Source organism: Cytobacillus sp. IB215316 (assembly GCF_033963865.1).
In the GTDB taxonomy this organism is placed as follows: Bacteria; Bacillota; Bacilli; order Bacillales; family SM2101; genus Nanhaiella; species Nanhaiella sioensis.
Window position 1 is genome coordinate 114435 of record NZ_JAXBMC010000004.1, and the last position, 18227, is coordinate 132661.

Consider the following 18227-nt stretch of genomic DNA (forward strand, 5'->3'; position numbering starts at 1 on the left):
ATGCGTTTTGATGAAGCTTATTCAGGAAATGTTTTTATTAACAGCCATCCACTAGTCGAAGAAAGTGATGCTGTGATCTATGGAATGCCAATGGACTGGACAGTTAGCTTCCGACCAGGATCAAGATTTGGTCCTGCTCGTATTCGTGAAGTGTCACTTGGGCTAGAGGAGTATAGTCCGTATGTAGATAGGCATTTAGATGAAGTGAAATATTACGATGCTGGAGACATTCCACTTCCATTCGGAAATCCCGCGAGAAGTCTAGAAATGATTGAAGAATTTGTAACGAAAGTACTACAAGCTAATAAGTTTCCACTTGGGTTAGGTGGCGAGCATCTTGTTTCGTGGCCGGTTTTTAAAGCGATGTATAACAAGTATCAGGATATGGCAATTATTCATATAGATGCACATGCTGATTTACGAGAAGAATATGAAGGTGAGCCTTTATCACATTCAACTCCAATTCGAAAAGCATGTGAACTGATTGGGGCAGAAAATGTGTATTCTTTCGGCATTCGTTCAGGAATGAAGGAAGAATTCCAATTTGCAAAGGATTCAGGGATGTATATGGCTAAATTTGATGTGGTTGAGCCTTTGAAAGAAGTATTACCTAAACTTGCTGGTCGGAATGTATATGTAACGATAGATATTGACGTCTTAGACCCTGCCCATGCTCCTGGAACAGGTACTGCTGAAGCGGGAGGAATTACTTCAAAAGAGCTATTGGATGCCATTACACTTATTTCTAATTCTAAGCTAAATATTATAGGCGCTGATCTAGTAGAGGTAGCACCTGCGTATGATCCAACTGAACAAACACAAATTGCTGCTAGTAAATTCGTGCGTGAAATTTTACTCGGTTGGGTAAAGAAGTAATGTTTCAAAGATAGTAATTACGTATCCTGCGCTTTGATGTTATTGAATTTAAATCCATTCAAAATTTGTGTAAAAGACTGAACTATTTGTTAAAAAAGTTCAGTTTTTTCTTTAATAGCGAAATGAGTTCGGACAGTAAAGTCTTTATTTTGGACAGTAAAGCGCCGAGTATGGACAATAAACGACTCAATTTGAACAGTAAGAGGTATAATTCGGCTAATAAAAGCGCTCAAGTTTACTATAGTAAGTCAATGATCTGGTATTAACTACTAATTTGAAATGGTAACATTAAGATTAACTGGAAAAGTTGATAATGGAAATTGAACAATCGGATAGAAACAGCAAATCCGAGTGAAAACTAGCAAATGTATTTGAACTTTTTTTTAAGAATCATTATACTATTTAAGTCAATAACGTACGTTTGAGGAAGTGTATATTTTGGTTCAATCAGATGGAAAAGGTATTCCAATTAAAGTTAATTTTGTTTCTGAAATAAAAGATGGCTCAAAAAGCGATCGTGTTGCTTTTACGACAAATGGTTTATACTACATAAAAGGAAAAACTACATATTTGTCTTTTAATGAAAGTGAAGCACCACATGAAATCAAAACGATTGTTAAAATAAATGAACATGGTGATGTGCTGATTATGCGTAAAGGTGCCGTATCAATGAAGCAGTATTTTCAGCAACATAAGGAAACATACGGAAAGTATCGAAATGAAATTGGCTTATTTGAAATGGTTACGACAACTGAACAAATAAAGTACGAGTGGACTGAAGATAAGAAAAGCGGATACTTGTTGTTAACATATTTGTTACGAATACAAGGAGAATTAGCTGGACGGTACAATGTAACGATACAATTTAGGGAGGAACAAATATGAACATTGTTGAGCAAGTAAAGGATCGATTGAAGGATGAAATATCTGAAGCTGTCGTTAAGGCAGGGTTAGCTACAAGAGAGCAACTTCCAGAGGTTATTCTAGAAATACCTAAAGAGAAGGTACACGGTGATTATTCTACAAATATGGCAATGCAGCTTGCTAGAATCGCTAAAAAAGCTCCTCGAATGATTGCAGAAGAGCTAGTGAATAATTTCGACAAATCAAAGGCATCTATTGAAAAAATTGACATAGCTGGCCCAGGATTTATTAATTTTCACATGAACAACAGCTATTTAACCGAGTTAATTCCAACGATATTAAAGGCTGGTGATTCATATGGAGAGACAAATGTTGGTCGAAAAGAAACCATTCAAGTAGAGTTCGTATCAGCGAATCCAACAGGCGATCTTCATTTAGGTCATGCACGCGGCGCAGCGGTGGGTGATACATTATCTAATGTTTTGGCAAAGGCAGGATATGATGTTAGTAGAGAATATTATATAAATGATGCTGGCAACCAAATCAATAATTTAGCTTACTCTGTAGAAGCACGGTACATGCAGGTACTTGGGATGCAGCAAGACATGCCAGAAGACGGTTATCATGGGGAAGATATTATTGGAATTGGAAAAGAGCTTGCAGAGCAACATGGTGATAAATTTGTTCATATGGATGAAAATGAACGATTTACATATTTTCGAGAGTATGGTTTACAGTTTGAGCTTAGTAAACTGCAAAAGGATCTTGAAGCGTTTAGAGTTTCCTTTGACAAATGGTTCTCAGAAACTTCATTATATGAAAACGGTAAAATTGATACAGCACTTAATGCATTGCGTGAAAATGAACATGTATATGAAGAGGATGGTGCAACATGGTTCCGCTCCACAACTTTTGGTGATGACAAGGATCGCGTGTTAATCAAAAATGATGGCTCATATACGTATCTAACTCCAGATATTGCTTACCATCAAGATAAGTTGGATCGTGGCTTTGAAAAGCTGATTAATATTTGGGGAGCAGATCACCACGGTTATATTCCAAGAATGAAAGCAGCTATACAAGCACTAGGGTATGAAAAAGATACACTTGAAGTAGAAATCATACAAATGGTTAACTTATTTAAAAATGGGGAAAAGGTCAAAATGAGTAAACGTACTGGTAAAGCTGTTACAATGCGAGAGCTCATTGATGAGGTTGGTCTTGATGCAGTTCGTTATTTCTTTGCGATGCGCAGCCCAGATTCACACCTTGATTTTGATCTTGATTTAGCGGTATCAAAGTCTAATGAAAATCCCGTATACTATGCCCAATATGCTCATGCACGAATTTGTAGTATGCTACGTCAAGGTGAGGAGCAAGGCTTATTAATTGATGAAGAAATAGCATTACAACATATCACATCTGAAAAGGAAATAGACCTACTCAAAAAGTTAGGGGAATATCCAATAGCTGTAAGTGAAGCAGCACAAAAGCGCATTCCACATCGTATTACAAATTATATTTACGACCTTTCTACAGCATTGCATAGTTTTTATAATGCTGAAAAAGTGATAAACATAGAAAATAAAGAACAGAGCAAAGCTCGCCTTGCACTTATGAAAGCAGTACAAATAACTTTACGTAGTGCACTATCTATAGTAGGAGTTTCAGCACCTGAGCAAATGTAGTTTATTGTTAGTGGTCAACGACTTTTATAGTATTATATTTAAACGAAAGGATAGTAAAAATACTATCCTTTCGTTTGTTTAGGATTCAGCGTCTTTCTGCTGGGTTGTCTATGGATTCGTGCTTTGCTATTTCACATGAAATAAAAAGCGATTTAACGCTTATAGAGAATGCTCAAGGAGCTTCCGCTGTTCTTTTTGTCCAACTCTATCACCTTGCCTCTCGAGTCGTTTCACCTTCTCACCAGAAGACATAAAGCGTCTTCAGTTGAAAAGGTTCCAACGCTTGCCGAGGCAGTTCAAGTCGGCTTCGCTTTTCTTTCTGTCCAGCTCCGCCTCCTAGTCCCTCGAGGTCACTTCACCATTTCATCCGAAGGCAAAAAACGCCTTCTTATGAAATGCTTCCAGTGCTTGTCGGGACTAAGCAGTCGGCTCCGCTTTTCTTCCTGTCCAGCTGTAGTGCCTATCCCCTCGAGGTCACTTCGCCATTTCATCTAAAGGCGAAAAGCGCCTTCATATGAAATGACTCCAGGCTTGTCGGGGATAAACAAGGCACTTTCGCTTTTCTTTCTGTCCAGCTGTAGTGCCTATCCCCTCGAGTCGCTTCACCATTTCACATGAAGTCAAAAAGCGACTTCTTGAGAAATGCTTCCAGCGCTTGTCGGGGATAAACAAGGCACTTTCGCTTTTCTTATAAAAAACCATTGATTAATGTTGAAAAAGATTCTTTACCTTGATCTAGTAACGAGCGTTTTGTAAAGTAATCAATTGTTAATGGTTCTGCAAGCTGAATGTCTTTTTTTATTGTCGTCTTCACTTGTTCATTAAATTTCTCATCATAAATAAAGCAGTTGATTTCATGGTTGATAAAAAAACTCCTTTTGTCAAAGTTTGCAGTCCCGATATCACATATGTCATCATCGATTGCTACGACTTTTGCATGATAGAATCCGTTATAAAACCGAAATATATGACAACCAGCAACGAGCAATGGCTTAAAGAATGGATATGCAGCTTCTTTAACAAATGGATGATCAGCTTTCATTGGGACGAGAATATTGATGTTCACTCCTCTCTTTGCTGCAGCAAGTAATTCATTGACAATTTCTTTACCAGGAATAAAGTAGGGGGTCCCTATATAAATTTCTCTTTTAGCTTGTTTTATCATTGTAATGAAAGATTCTTTTAGAAATGCACCATCAGATGGTACGATACGGTGTAATACAATGGAATCATCGTTTAACTTTATCTTCTTTGGTTCGTCTTTAAGCTTTTCTTTTGTTGCCGAATACCAATCTTTATTAAACTGTTTTTGTAAGTCAACAACTCCTTCTCCGATAATTTTTAAATGGTAATCACGCCAAAATCCCATTTTAGGATCTCTCCCTAAGTATTCTCTTCCAACGTTAAACCCACCTAGATAGCCAACCTTTCCATCTATAATTGTTATTTTTCGATGATTACGTCTATTTAGTGTATAAAAAAAGAATGGGAACTTAGGGGTGTTGCTATAAGAGAAGGAGATTCCATTTTCACGTAAAGACCGTACAATTTGTTTAGAAACTTTAAAACCACCAAGCCAGTCTACTTGTAAACGAACCTCAACGCCTTCCCTTGCTTTTTGCTTTAATAATGAGAAAAATTCTGAGCTAATCTCATCATTTTTAATAATAAAAAATAGCACATGAATGTGTGTTTCTGCGTTTCTAATGTATTGAAAATAATCATTGAAGAATTCATGACCATTTGTAAACAAAGTTAACTCACCTTGATGTAATGGATATGTTTTATCCGTTACTTTTTTCATATACTTATGTCGTCCAAGTTTTAAATCCAAACGTACCCACATAATTAAGAGTAACAACAAAATTGCTAGAAAAAGAACAAATTTCATTCATTTACCCCTCCATCCAATACATCATTGTGTTATTTTTACCGATTTTAGCTGATTTTATTTTTTGCAAAAAATAATAAGAGTTCATTATTTATATAAAAAATATTGACTGAATGCTCATTCATTATATAATGGAATTATAATATTAGTCAGAAAATTAATTATTTGAGGGGAGATTACTACCGTGGAGAATCTACTAATCATTAATTTAATAGCATTCCTACTTGTAACCGCTTACGGTTTATATTTATTTGCATACCTTGTGAAAACAAGAATTGCGTATATAAAGTTAGGAAAGAAGGTTGAATTTGATAAAAAATATAAAGAACGCCTGAATAAAATATGGGTAAACGTGTTTGGGCAAAAAAAATTATTGAAGGATAAAAAAAGTGGCGTAATTCATGTCATGTTCTTTTATGGTTTTATCCTCGTTCAATTTGGAGCGATTGATTTTATTTGGAAAGGATTAAAGCCAGGTTCTCATTTACCGCTAGGACCTCTATATCCTGCGTTTACTTTTTTTCAAGAGCTTGTTACTTTAGTCATTTTAGTTGCCGTTATTTGGGCATTTTATCGCCGTTATATTGAAAAGCTTGTTCGTTTAAAAAGAGGATTTAAGTCAGGTTTAGTGCTTATATTTATCGGTGGCTTAATGCTTTCAGTTCTTCTTGGTAATGGCATGGGGCTAGTATGGCATGGTGAAGAGTTATCGTGGAGTGAGCCAGTTGCTTCGTCGATAGCATACCTTTTTGGATGGATTGGTGAAACAGCTTCAATCGTTGTCTTTTATGTGTCATGGTGGATTCATTTACTTATTTTATTAACGTTTTTAGTTTACGTACCACAATCTAAGCATGCTCATCTGATTGCAGGTCCTGCCAATGTATTTTTTAACCGTTTATCAAACCCTGGAAAGCTTGAAAAGATCGATTTTGAAGATGAAACGCAAGAAACTTATGGGGTAGGGAAAATTGAAGACTTTACTCAAACACAATTAATTGATTTGTACGCATGTGTTGAGTGTGGACGCTGTACGAATATGTGTCCTGCAACAGGGACAGGAAAAATGCTCTCACCGATGGATATCATTTTAAAGCTACGAGATCATTTAACTGATAAGGGAGCAGCTATTACTTCACAAGCTCCTTGGGTGCCAACATTTGCATTTTCAAATACTCAAGGGAATCAATTAGCTGTATCTGGCGCTGGAAAAGGTGTGAATGAATCTGCAGCAGCTGTAGAGCTTGCATATAACCCGAGCTTAATTGGTGATGTCATTACGGAGGAGGAGTTATGGGCATGTACAACGTGTAGGAACTGTGAAGATCAATGTCCTGTAATGAATGAACATGTAGATAAAATTATTGACCTTCGCCGTTATCTAGTTCTTACAGAAGGAAAAATGGATGCAGATGCGCAACGTGCAATGACGAATATTGAGCGACAAGGTAATCCATGGGGATTAAATCGTAAAGAAAAAGACAAATGGCGTGATATTCGTGAAGATGTGAATATCCCAACTGTGAAAGAAATGAAAAAAGCTGGAGAACAGTTTGAATATTTATTATGGGTTGGCTCGATGGGAGCGTTTGATAATCGAAGCCAAAAAATAACTCTTTCATTCGCTAAACTATTGAATGAAGCGGGAGTAAAATTTGCTATCCTTGGTAACAAAGAGAAAAACTCAGGTGATACGCCAAGACGCTTAGGTAACGAATTTTTATTCCAAGAACTAGCTACGAATAATATTGCTGAGCTACAAAAACATGATGTGAAGAAGATTGTAACAATTGACCCACATGCTTATAATACTTTCAAAAATGAGTATCCAGACTTCGGATTAGAAGCTGAAGTATTCCATCATACTGAGGTATTAGATCAATTAGTAAGAGAAGGGAAGTTAGTACCTAAGCACGAAGTAAAAGAAACAATTACATTCCATGATTCTTGTTATTTAGGTAGATACAATGAAGTGTATGAACCACCTCGTGATATTTTAAAAGCTATCCCTGGTGTGGAGCTTATTGAGATGGAACGCAAGCGCGAAACAGGTATGTGTTGTGGAGCAGGTGGAGGACTGATGTGGATGGAAGAAACGACAGGAAATCGCGTAAATGTGGCTAGAACTGAGCAAGCATTAGCTGTGAATCCAACTGTCATTAGTTCTGGATGTCCATACTGTTTAACGATGTTAAGTGATGGCACGAAGGCGAAGGAAGTTGAAGAGCGTATTGGAACATATGATGTAGCAGAACTTCTAGAAAAATCAGTCATTGGTAGTGCGGAAGAAGTAGCATCTTAAATTTTAGTAACATAAAACAGATAGAAAATTTAGTAAAGTATTTCTATTTTGACTATTTTTCAGTACAATAGAGTTATAAATTAAGGCTCTTTTCGTAAACTTTGTTGCTATTGTTATCAATTTAGTACCACAAAATTGGATTTATATTGTTAGTCATCTTTATACAGAAAAAAAATGCCACGAACACTAGTTGAGTACGGTTTATTTCTTAATACGAATAACAACAATTGATTCGAAAACGGCCTAAATCAAAGTTAGTAATCTAGAGGTGTGCTTAAGTACACCTCCTTCAAATGGAGATGAATGAGCGAGCGTTCAGTCAGCTATACAGAGCAGTTCTTTTGGCAAGCACAAGGTGCTGGTACATGTTCAAGCTGTACTGAGTCGCTTCATTCTACACCTCCTAAGTAAAAAATCGGTTCATAAAAGGAATCATAGTTAACGACATGCTACCGTTGCTGACAAGACGTAGGTCGGTTTTAGGTGGTATAGGAGAGAATTGACCTTTACTTATTCGGCTCTTTTCGTAGCTTTGGTACAAATTATGCCAGCAAACCACATTCCATAGGATGGGTATTGTTATTAGCAAGAACAGATGCTTCGGATTCATGTGAAGCCAGTTTTTTAATGAAAAAATGAAAACGCTTACTAAAAAAACCACAAAATTTATGGAGGGGATTTACATGGGGAAAACAGTTATTTTAAGTGGGGTTCGTACACCTTTTGGAAAGTTTGGAGGCGGTCTAAGTTCTAAAAAAGCTGTTGATTTAGGCGCTATAGCTGTAAAGGAAGCACTAGTACGTGCGAATGTGGAAGCTTCAGATGTGGATGAAGTGATTCTAGGCTCTGTGCTACAAGGGGGACAAGGTCAAATTCCTTCACGCCAAGCTTCTAAATTAGCTGGAATCCCTTGGGAGGTAAAAACTGAAACGATCAATAAAGTTTGTGCATCAGGCTTACGCAGTGTCACTTTAGCTGATCAAATTATTCGTGCTGGAGATGAAGAAGTGATCGTCGCTGGTGGGATGGAATCGATGAGTAATGCACCTTACATGATGCCAAAAGCTCGATGGGGTATGAGAATGGGTGATGCGGACGTCAAAGATTTGATGATTCACGACGGTTTAACATGTAGCTTCACGGGAGTACATATGGGTACATATGGAAATGGGGTAGCTGCAGAATTTGAACTTAGCAGAGAAGAGCAGGATCAATGGGCTTTCAGAAGTCACCAACGCGCTATTTCGGCAATTGAATCAGGTAAGCTTGCTGAAGAAATTGTATCTGTTGAAGTACCTCAACGAAGAGGAGAATCTATCATTGTTGAGCAAGATGAAGCACCTAGAAAAGATACATCTATCGAAAAGTTGTCAACTTTAAAGCCAGTATTTGACCAAACTGGCACAATTACAGCAGGTAATGCTCCAGGCGTTAATGATGGAGCTGGAGCTCTAGTTCTTATGAGTGAAGAGAGGGCACATCGTGAAGGCAGAGAACCTCTTGCAACAATCGTTGGGCATGCAGCTATCGCTGTTGAAGCTAAAGACTTTCCGAAGACACCTGGTTTAGTCATAAATGAAATACTTCGAAAAACTGGAAAAACAGTGGGCGATATCGATTTATTTGAGATTAATGAAGCATTCGCCGCTGTGGCATTAGCAAGTGGAAAAATAGCATCACTTGACCAAGAAAAAGTGAATGTAAATGGGGGTGCAGTAGCACTTGGGCATCCAATTGGAGCTAGTGGAGCTAGGATTATTATTACACTCATTCATGAGCTAAAGCGTCGTGGAGGTGGTTTAGGAATTGCTGCTATTTGTAGCGGTGGAGGCCAAGGGGATGCAATCATGGTTGAAGTTAAATAAGGTCAATAAATCTTGTTAACTAAGCTTTAGGTATGGGGGTATAGAAATGAATATAAAAAAAGTTATGGTCATTGGAGCAGGACAGATGGGGTCTGGTATTGCTCAAGTATGTGCGACAGCAGGCTTCTCAGTCATACTCAATGATATTAAAGAAGAATTTGTAAATCGCGGCTTAGCTAATATTTCGAAGAATTTATCGAGACAAGTAGAAAAAGACCGTATGTCGTTAGAACAAAAACAAACGATATTAGATCGAATTACTCCTTCAGAGCAATTACAAGATGCAAAAGACATTGATATAGTCATTGAAGCAGCAGTTGAAAATATGAAAGTGAAGACACAAATTTTTGCTGAGCTCGATCAAATTGCTCCTGAACATGCTATTTTAGCAACAAATACATCATCACTTCCAATTACTGAAATAGCTGCAGCAACGAAACGTCCAGAACAAGTGATTGGTATGCATTTTATGAATCCTGTACCAGTTATGAAGTTAGTAGAAATTATTCGTGGTTTAGCTACAAGCGACGAGGTGTACGAAGCGATTGAAGCGATGACACACCAACTGAACAAAACACCTGTAGAAGTCAATGATTTTCCAGGGTTTGTTTCAAATAGAATTCTCATGCCTATGATTAATGAGGCGATTTATACGTTATATGAAGGTGTAGCATCCGAAGAGGCAATTGACCAAGTGATGAAGTTAGGGATGAACCATCCAATGGGCCCCTTAACGCTTGCAGATTTCATTGGTTTAGATACTTGCTTGTACATTATGGAGACATTACACGAAGGGTTTGGTGATGACAAATACCGTCCATGCCCATTATTAAGAAAGTATGTGAAAGCTGGGTGGTTAGGAAAGAAAACTGGCCGTGGCTTTTATGTGTATGAGTAATTAGTGATAAGGGGGAACAGAAAATGAACCTGAATTTTACAGAAGAACAAGAAATGATGCGGAAGATGGTTCAAGATTTTGCACAAGCAGAAATTACCCCGTCCATTGAACAAATGGAGCAAGGAGTATTTCCTCGCCACATCATAAATAAAATGGCGGATCTTGGTCTCATGGGGATTACTATTCCTGAACAATATGGCGGTGCTGCGATGGATTTTACATCGTATATTATTGCCATTCACGAACTGTCTAAAGTAAGTGCTACGGTTGGAGTCATTTTATCTGTGCATACTTCAGTCGGAACAAATCCGATTCTATATTTTGGGAATGAAGAACAAAAACAAAAATATATACCTAAGCTTGCATCAGGGAAATATTTAGGAGCGTTTTGTTTGACTGAACCGAGTGCAGGGTCTGATGCCGCTAGTTTAAAAACGAGAGCAGAAAAGCAAGATGATTATTATATTATAAATGGTTCGAAAATTTTTATTACAAATGGCGGGGAAGCAGACACGTATATCGTATTTGCCCGCACTAATAAAGATCATATAGGCAGTAAGGGGATTTCAGCGTTTATCGTTGACAAAGATACACCTGGTTTAATAATTGGTAAAGATGAACACAAAATGGGTTTATACGGGTCGAGAACAGTCCAGCTTTCTTTTGAAGATATGAAGGTTCCTGCTGAGAATTTGTTAGGTGAAGAAGGTCAAGGATTTAAGATTGCAATGGCAAACCTTGACGTAGGAAGAATTGGCATTGCTGCTCAATCACTAGGAATTGCAGAAGCAGCTTTAGAACATGCAATTGCTTATGCCAAAGAACGACAACAATTTGGTAAGCCGATAGCTGCACAGCAAGGGGTCGGATTTAAACTTGCAAATATGGCTACAAATGTTGAAGCTGCAAAACTACTAGTCTATCAAGCTGCATTTTTACGGGAAAATCAGTTGCCATGTAGCAAGGAAGCATCGATTGCTAAGTTGTTCGCTTCCAAAACGGCTATGGAAAATGCAACAGAAGCCATTCAAATATTTGGTGGATATGGATATACGAAGGAGTATCCTGTCGAAAGATTATTTCGTGATGCCAAAGTAACTGAAATTTATGAAGGAACAAGTGAAATACAACGGATTGTAATTAACAAACATTTGTAAACGTTTTCTATTTAATTTAAGGAGGATTTTGATATGCATTTCAAATTATCTGAAGAGCATGAAATGATTCGCAAAATGGTCCGGGACTTTGCAAAAAATGAGGTTGCGCCTACTGCTGCAGAACGTGATGAAGAAGAACGATACGATCATGGCATATTTAAAAAAATGGCAGAGTTAGGTTTGACAGGTATTCCTTGGCCAGAGGAATACGGAGGAATTGGTAGTGACTATTTGGCTTATTGTATCGCGATAGAGGAGCTATCTCGGGTATGTGCTTCTACAGCAGTGACATTATCTGCGCACACATCTTTAGCGGGTTGGCCAATTTTTAAGTTTGGTAATGAAGAGCAAAAACAAAAATACTTAACACCAATGGCGCAAGGAAGTGCGGTAGGTGCTTATGGTTTAACAGAACCAGGATCTGGGTCGGATGCAGGAGGTATGAAAACGACTGCAAGACTTGATGGTGACAGCTATGTACTAAACGGCTCCAAAATTTTCATAACGAATGGTGGAATAGCAGACTATTACGTTGTTTTTGCAGTAACGGATCCTTCTCATAAACATAAAGGCACGAGTGCGTTTATTGTTGAAAAAGATTTCCCAGGATTTTCTGTAGGTAAGAAGGAGAGTAAGCTTGGTATTCGTTCCTCACCAACAACTGAAATTATTTTTGAGGAATGTCGTGTACCTAAGGAGAATTTATTAGGTCAAGAGGGAGAAGGCTTCAAAGTTGCTATGATGACACTGGATGGTGGGCGAAATGGCATTGCTGCGCAAGCAGTTGGTATTGCTCAGGGAGCACTTGATGCGGCGACTGAATATGCAAAGGAAAGGTATCAATTTGGTAAACCGATAGCTGCCCAGCAAGGGATAGGCTTTAAGCTAGCAGATATGGCAACAAGTATTGAAGCAGCTAGATTATTGACTTATCAAGCAGCTTGGTTAGAGTCAGAGGGTTTACCATACGGTAAGGAGTCTGCTATGTCTAAGTTATTTGCAGGAGATGCTGCCATGAATGTGACAACTGAAGCTGTACAAGTATTTGGTGGGTATGGTTATACGAAGGAATATCCAGTTGAACGTTTTATGAGAGATGCAAAAATTACCCAAATATATGAAGGAACACAAGAAATACAACGCCTTGTAATATCACGCATGTTAACGAAATAACTAATTAGGTAACTACATGTAATGGCATAATACCAATTTATGGTGTGAGTAGATTCATCCTCACACCACCTTTTTAAATAATCGTAGTAGAGGTAGGGTATATACTCTTCAAACGATGCTTTAGATATATCTCCGCTGAAGGTTGTGATTCAATGAATAAACGAGAGGTGCTTGCTTCTGTTAAGGATGAGCAACTCGTTAAAAAGAGACGAAGCCAAATGATTAAAGGAGCAGTAACACTTTTCAAGGCGAAAGGCTTTCATAGGACAACTACAAGAGAGATAGCAAAGGCTTCTGGTTTTAGTATCGGAACTTTATATGAATACATCAGAACGAAGGAGGATGTTCTTTATTTAGTATGTGACAGTATTTATGATGAGGTGCATAACCGCTTAGAAGAAAATATCGATACAAAGCAAGGGACCACTGAAAGCTTAAAACTAGCTATTTCATCTTATTTTAAAGTCATGGATGAAATGCAGGATGAAGTACTCGTTATGTATCAGGAGGCTAAATCACTTTCTAAGGATGCGTTGCCTTATGTGCTAAAAAAAGAAATAGAGATGGTTGGCATGTTTGAAAGTGTTATCAATCGCTGTGTCGAAAACAATGAATTTCATCTAAGTGATAGAGCGATAAAGTTGCTAGCACATAATATCTTTGTGCAAGGCCAAATGTGGGGCTTTCGACGCTGGGCACTTCAGAAATTATATAGTTTAGAGGAGTATATAGAACTTCAGACGGAATTATTACTAAAGGGAATAAGAGGGGGGCACCATGGATACTGAACAAGTATATCGTCCAACAAACCATATTCGTTTTGTGACAGCGTCCAGTTTGTTTGATGGGCACGATGCATCAATCAACATTATGAGACGAATTCTTCAAGCAAGTGGCGCAGAGGTCATTCACCTTGGTCATAACAGATCTGTGGAAGAGGTAGTAAATGCTGCTGTTCAAGAGGACGTTCAAGGTATAGCGATATCTTCTTACCAAGGTGGTCACGTTGAGTATTTTAAGTATATGTACGATTTATTGAAAGAAAAAGGAGCTTCACACATCCGTATATACGGTGGTGGTGGTGGAGTAATCATTCCAAGTGAAATAAAAGAGCTACAAGAGTATGGAGTTGCTGGAATATTTTCTCCTGATGATGGGCGGAATTTAGGGTTACAAGGAATGATTAACAAAATGTTAGCAGAATGTGATTTTCCTACGATGTCGTCTTCGTTAGCGGATGAAGTAGAAGAGGTAAAATCAACAAATAGTAGGTCTATAGCTAAAATGATTACTGCTGCCGAAATAAATGTGAATGAAACTGACGAGTTAGTTTCTACTACTCTAGAACGCATAAAGGATTTAGGACAGCATGTACCTGTTATTGGGATAACTGGTACTGGAGGTGCAGGGAAAAGCTCGTTAACCGATGAGCTTATTCGTCGTTTTATAAATGAAATTTCGAATATAAGAGTGGCTGTTTTATCTATAGATCCTACAAAGCAAAAAACTGGAGGAGCACTTTTAGGAGATCGTATACGCATGAATGCAATTTTTTCTCCTAACGTCTATATGAGAAGTTTAGCTACAAGAGGTTCAAAATCTGAGCTGTCATTAGCTATTCATGACTCAATAGCTATTGTGAAGGCAGCTGGGTTTGATCTTATCATCGTAGAGACGAGTGGAATAGGTCAAGGAGATGCAGAAATATCGGAAATATGTGATCTTAGCATGTATGTAATGACGAGTGAATTTGGCGCACCTTCACAGTTAGAAAAAATTGATATGATAGATTTTGCAGATATGGTAGTCATTAATAAATTTGAAAGAAAAGGATCTGAGGACGCTAGACGACAAGTACAAAAGCAATATCAACGCAGTCATATGCTGTATGATCAAGAGCTAGATGAAATGCCAGTTTTTGCTACAATGGCTAGTCAGTTTAATGATCCTGGTACGAATACTTTATTTGTTGCTTTAGTTAACAAAATTAATGAAAAATATAGTACCAATTGGACGACTGATTTGCAAATGGTAACAGATGTTGAAAAGCAAAATATCATTATTCCGAATGATCGACGTCATTACTTAAGAGAAGTTTCTGATACAGTGCGAGACTATCATCAAAAGGCTGAACAGCAAGTGCAAATTGCTCGAAAGCTCTATCAAATTGATGGTGCAATAGCAAGTGTGAAAGAAAAAGAAGGAAATGAGGCTGTTATTTCCTCGTTAACAGCGATTAAAAATGAATTTGATAATATGCTAACGAAGGAATCGAAGGCTATATTAGAAGGTTGGGGCGAACAACAGAAAAAATATTCTTCTAAACAATTTACCTCATTGATTAGGGGGAAAGAAATAGTAACGGAGTTAACTACGAAAAGCTTGTCAGGCTTAGACATACCTAAAATCGCTTTGCCGAAATACGAGGATTTTGGAGAGATTTTACGCTGGGTTTTCAAAGAGAATGTACCTGGGGCATTTCCATATTCAGCTGGCGTATTTCCGTTTAAACGTCAAAATGAAGATCCGAAGCGTCAATTTGCTGGTGAAGGGACACCAGAGCGAACAAATAAAAGGTTCCATTATTTATCAAAGGATGATGCGGCAAAACGGTTAAGTACAGCATTTGATTCAGTTACATTATATGGGGAGGACCCAGATTATCGCCCTGATATTTATGGAAAAGTTGGAGAAAGTGGTGTAAGCATTTGTACGCTTGATGATATGAACAAGCTATATAAAGGGTTTGATCTATGTCACCCCTCCACATCTGTCTCTATGACAATTAATGGCCCTGCTCCAATCATTTTAGCTATGTTTATGAATACTGCAATAAGCCAACAAGTCGAAAGAATTGAACATGAATTATCAAGACAGTTGACAGAACATGAGCTTGAAGAAGTTAAAGTGAAAACATTAGCCAATGTTCGTGGAACTGTTCAAGCAGATATTTTAAAAGAAGACCAAGGTCAAAATACGTGTATATTTTCAACAGAATTTGCATTACGAATGATGGGAGATATACAAGAGTATTTCATAAATAATAATGTACGAAACTACTATTCTGTTTCAATTTCTGGCTATCATATTGCTGAGGCGGGAGCAAACCCTATATCACAGCTAGCCTTTACGTTATCCAATGGATTTACGTATGTTGAGTATTATTTGAGTCGTGGTATGAATATTGATGACTTTGCACCAAATCTTTCTTTCTTTTTCAGCAATGGTCTTGACGCTGAGTATACTGTAATTGGTAGAGTTGCTCGCCGTATTTGGGCGACTGTTATGCGTGATAAATATGGAGCAAACGAAAGAAGTCAAAAACTAAAATATCATGTTCAAACTTCAGGGCGTTCATTACATGCCCAAGAAATTGATTTTAATGATATTCGGACTACTTTGCAAGCACTGATGGCACTTCATGATAATTGTAATTCATTACACACTAATGCCTATGACGAAGCGATTACAACTCCAACTGAAGAATCTGTAAGACGTGCAATGGCGATTCAAATGATTATTACGAAAGAACATGGATTAACTAAAAATGAAAATCCAATGCAAGGATCTTTTATTGTAGAGGAACTCACAGATTTAGTTGAAGAAGCTGTTCTACAGGAATTTGATCGTATCAACGATCGAGGTGGCGTGTTAGGTGCGATGGAAACACAATATCAGCGAGGAAAAATCCAAGAAGAATCGATGTATTATGAGATGAAAAAGCATTCTGGAGATTTGCCGATCATTGGTGTAAATACGTACGTGAATCCTAATCCTCCATCTGAAGATGATATTAATAATATGGAGCTAGCTCGAGCCACTAAAGAAGAGAAAGAAACGCAGATTCATAATTTAACAAGCTTCCAAAAGCGGAACGAAAATGTTGTAGATAAAGCGCTGGAAAATTTGAAGTCTACTGCAAAAAACGGAGGAAATATCTTTGAAGAATTAATGACAACCGTAAAAGTAGCAAGCCTAGGCCAAATTACAAAAGCACTCTACGAAGTAGGCGGCCAATACCGCCGTAATATGTAAGTAGAAAAGCGAAGCCGACTGCTTAGTCCTGACAAGCGCTGGAAGCATTTCACTTGAAGGCGCTTTTTGCCTTTAGGTGAAATGGCGAAGTGACCTCGAGGGGATAGGCACTGTAGCTGGACAGGAAGAAAAGCGAAGCCGACTGCTTAGTCCTGACAAGCGCTGGAAGCATTTCACTTGAAGGCGCTTTTTGCCTTTAGGTGAAATGGCGAAGTGACCTCGAGGGGATAGGCACTGTAGCTGGACAGGAAGAAAAGCGAAGCCGACTGCTTAGTCCTGACAAGCGCTGGAAGCATTTCACTTGAAGGCGCTTTTTGACTTCATGAGAAATGGTGAAGCGACTCGAGGGACTAGGAGGCGGAGCTGGACAAAAAGAAAAGCGAAAGTGCCTTGTTTATCCCCGACAAGCACTGTAGCTAGACAAAGAGGCGCCCGCTTATCGACGACAAGCATAAGGCGAGCCGGACAGAAGGTTGTTTTTTAACCTTCTCGTCGGTTTGACTTATGACCTCGAGGGAAAGGCGCTGGATCCTCAACACAAGGAGGTTTATTTTACCTTCAGGTTGTATGGCTGAAGCGCCTTCGAGGGAACTGTCTGTATGACTTTTCGTTCTATTAATTAACATTTTTCACAAATACATAGAATTGAGTAGCATAAAGTGGTTGAATTTGTTTATAATGAATGGTATTACTTAGAGTGGAAGCAATGAAAGGAAGTGTCCCTTTTGAGTTTAAAACAATATTCGTTGGACCAATTAAAAGAAATGTCACTTATTGAGATTGCATTTGACATTTTATCAAGCAGAAAAAAACCTATTATATTTAAAGAGTTAGTAGATGACATTACAGCTTCTCTTCATTTATCCCAAGATGAAATTAACGCAAAAATTTCTCAATTTTATACTGATATAAATATTGATGGGCGGTTTATTTGTGTTGGTGAAAATCTATGGGGATTAAGGTCTTGGTACCCTTATGAAAAAATTGAAGAAGAAGTAACTCCTACGGTAAAATCGAAAAAGAAAAAATCGAAAAAAGCATCTGAAAAAGCTACTAAAAAAGTAGAAGAAGAGAGTTTCGATGATCTTGACGATTTTGAAGAAGAAGATATTGAACTTGATCTAGATGACATCGATGACCTTGATGAGGAAACTGATGAAGATCTAGAAGAAGATTTCGATCTTGAAGAAGATGATGAAGATCTTGATTTAGATGAGGAAGAAGATTTATAATACGCTTGACTTTTATAAATGAACTAGGTAGAATCTTTTTTGGGCTCTTTAAAAAAGAACTTATCTTAACTATTAAAATATCCTGCTCCCTTGCGAATATTCGTAAGAGGGGCATTTTTTATTTTTTAGGATAAGAAATCCATGGTGCTGTGCACTAAAAATGATTATCCCCTGTTATAAAGGTTTTGCCGTTTTATACAATCTAGCGGACCTATTAAGCAAGGGTGAACGACAAGCAATGATACT

The 18227-nt window shown here is 37.9% G+C and carries 12 protein-coding genes; 11 read left to right on the top strand and 1 reads right to left on the bottom strand.

All coding sequences use genetic code 11. From position 1 onward, the window contains the following. From speB to argS, 3 genes are all read left to right on the top strand, one after another. Positions 1–876 carry an agmatinase gene (gene speB, locus SLH48_RS09445; protein WP_214480909.1) on the top strand — a complete coding sequence of 292 codons (876 nt, stop codon included), beginning with the start codon at positions 1–3 and terminating at the stop codon, positions 874–876. Positions 877–1314: 438 nt separating this feature from the next. After that, positions 1315–1761 carry a DUF1934 domain-containing protein gene (locus tag SLH48_RS09450; protein WP_214480908.1) on the top strand — a complete coding sequence of 149 codons (447 nt, stop codon included), beginning with the start codon at positions 1315–1317 and terminating at the stop codon, positions 1759–1761. Further along, positions 1758–3428 (top strand): arginine--tRNA ligase, encoded by a 1671-nt coding sequence (gene argS, locus SLH48_RS09455; RefSeq protein WP_320257952.1) that lies wholly within the window; start codon positions 1758–1760, stop codon positions 3426–3428. Before SLH48_RS09450 ends, argS begins: the two co-directional genes overlap by 4 nt. A gap of 688 nt (positions 3429–4116) precedes the next feature. Here the strand turns inward: argS and cls are convergent. Beyond that, entirely contained in the window at positions 4117–5319 is a 1203-nt protein-coding gene (cls, locus tag SLH48_RS09460) for a cardiolipin synthase (protein WP_214480905.1), read from the bottom strand. Positions 5320–5503: 184 nt separating this feature from the next. Between cls and SLH48_RS09465 the strand changes: the two genes are divergently transcribed. From SLH48_RS09465 to rpoE, 8 genes are all read left to right on the top strand, one after another. After that, positions 5504–7621 carry a (Fe-S)-binding protein gene (locus SLH48_RS09465; protein WP_320257953.1) on the top strand — a complete coding sequence of 706 codons (2118 nt, stop codon included), beginning with the start codon at positions 5504–5506 and terminating at the stop codon, positions 7619–7621. 683 nt (positions 7622–8304) lie between these two features. After that, positions 8305–9486, top strand: coding sequence for an acetyl-CoA C-acetyltransferase (locus SLH48_RS09470; protein ID WP_320257954.1), 1182 nt, complete (start codon positions 8305–8307; stop codon positions 9484–9486). 46 nt (positions 9487–9532) lie between these two features. After that, positions 9533–10384: a 3-hydroxybutyryl-CoA dehydrogenase gene (locus SLH48_RS09475; protein WP_214480902.1), complete on the top strand. Its 852-nt coding sequence runs from the start codon at positions 9533–9535 to the stop codon at positions 10382–10384. Between the two features lie 23 nt (positions 10385–10407). Further along, positions 10408–11541: an acyl-CoA dehydrogenase gene (locus SLH48_RS09480; RefSeq protein ID WP_320207385.1), complete on the top strand. Its 1134-nt coding sequence runs from the start codon at positions 10408–10410 to the stop codon at positions 11539–11541. Positions 11542–11574: 33 nt separating this feature from the next. Further along, positions 11575–12714 carry an acyl-CoA dehydrogenase gene (locus SLH48_RS09485; protein WP_320257956.1) on the top strand — a complete coding sequence of 380 codons (1140 nt, stop codon included), beginning with the start codon at positions 11575–11577 and terminating at the stop codon, positions 12712–12714. A gap of 152 nt (positions 12715–12866) precedes the next feature. After that, on the top strand, positions 12867–13502 hold the full coding sequence (locus SLH48_RS09490; RefSeq protein ID WP_214480899.1) for a TetR/AcrR family transcriptional regulator: 636 nt from the start codon (positions 12867–12869) through the stop codon (positions 13500–13502). Continuing rightward, complete coding sequence (gene icmF, locus SLH48_RS09495) at positions 13492–16749, top strand: fused isobutyryl-CoA mutase/GTPase IcmF (RefSeq protein WP_320257957.1); 3258 nt, start codon at positions 13492–13494, stop codon at positions 16747–16749. The genes SLH48_RS09490 and icmF overlap by 11 nt, the downstream gene beginning before the upstream one ends. Before the next feature lie 725 nt (positions 16750–17474). Continuing rightward, positions 17475–17981, top strand: coding sequence for a DNA-directed RNA polymerase subunit delta (rpoE, locus tag SLH48_RS09500; protein ID WP_320257958.1), 507 nt, complete (start codon positions 17475–17477; stop codon positions 17979–17981). The last annotated feature ends 246 nt before the right edge of the window (positions 17982–18227 follow it).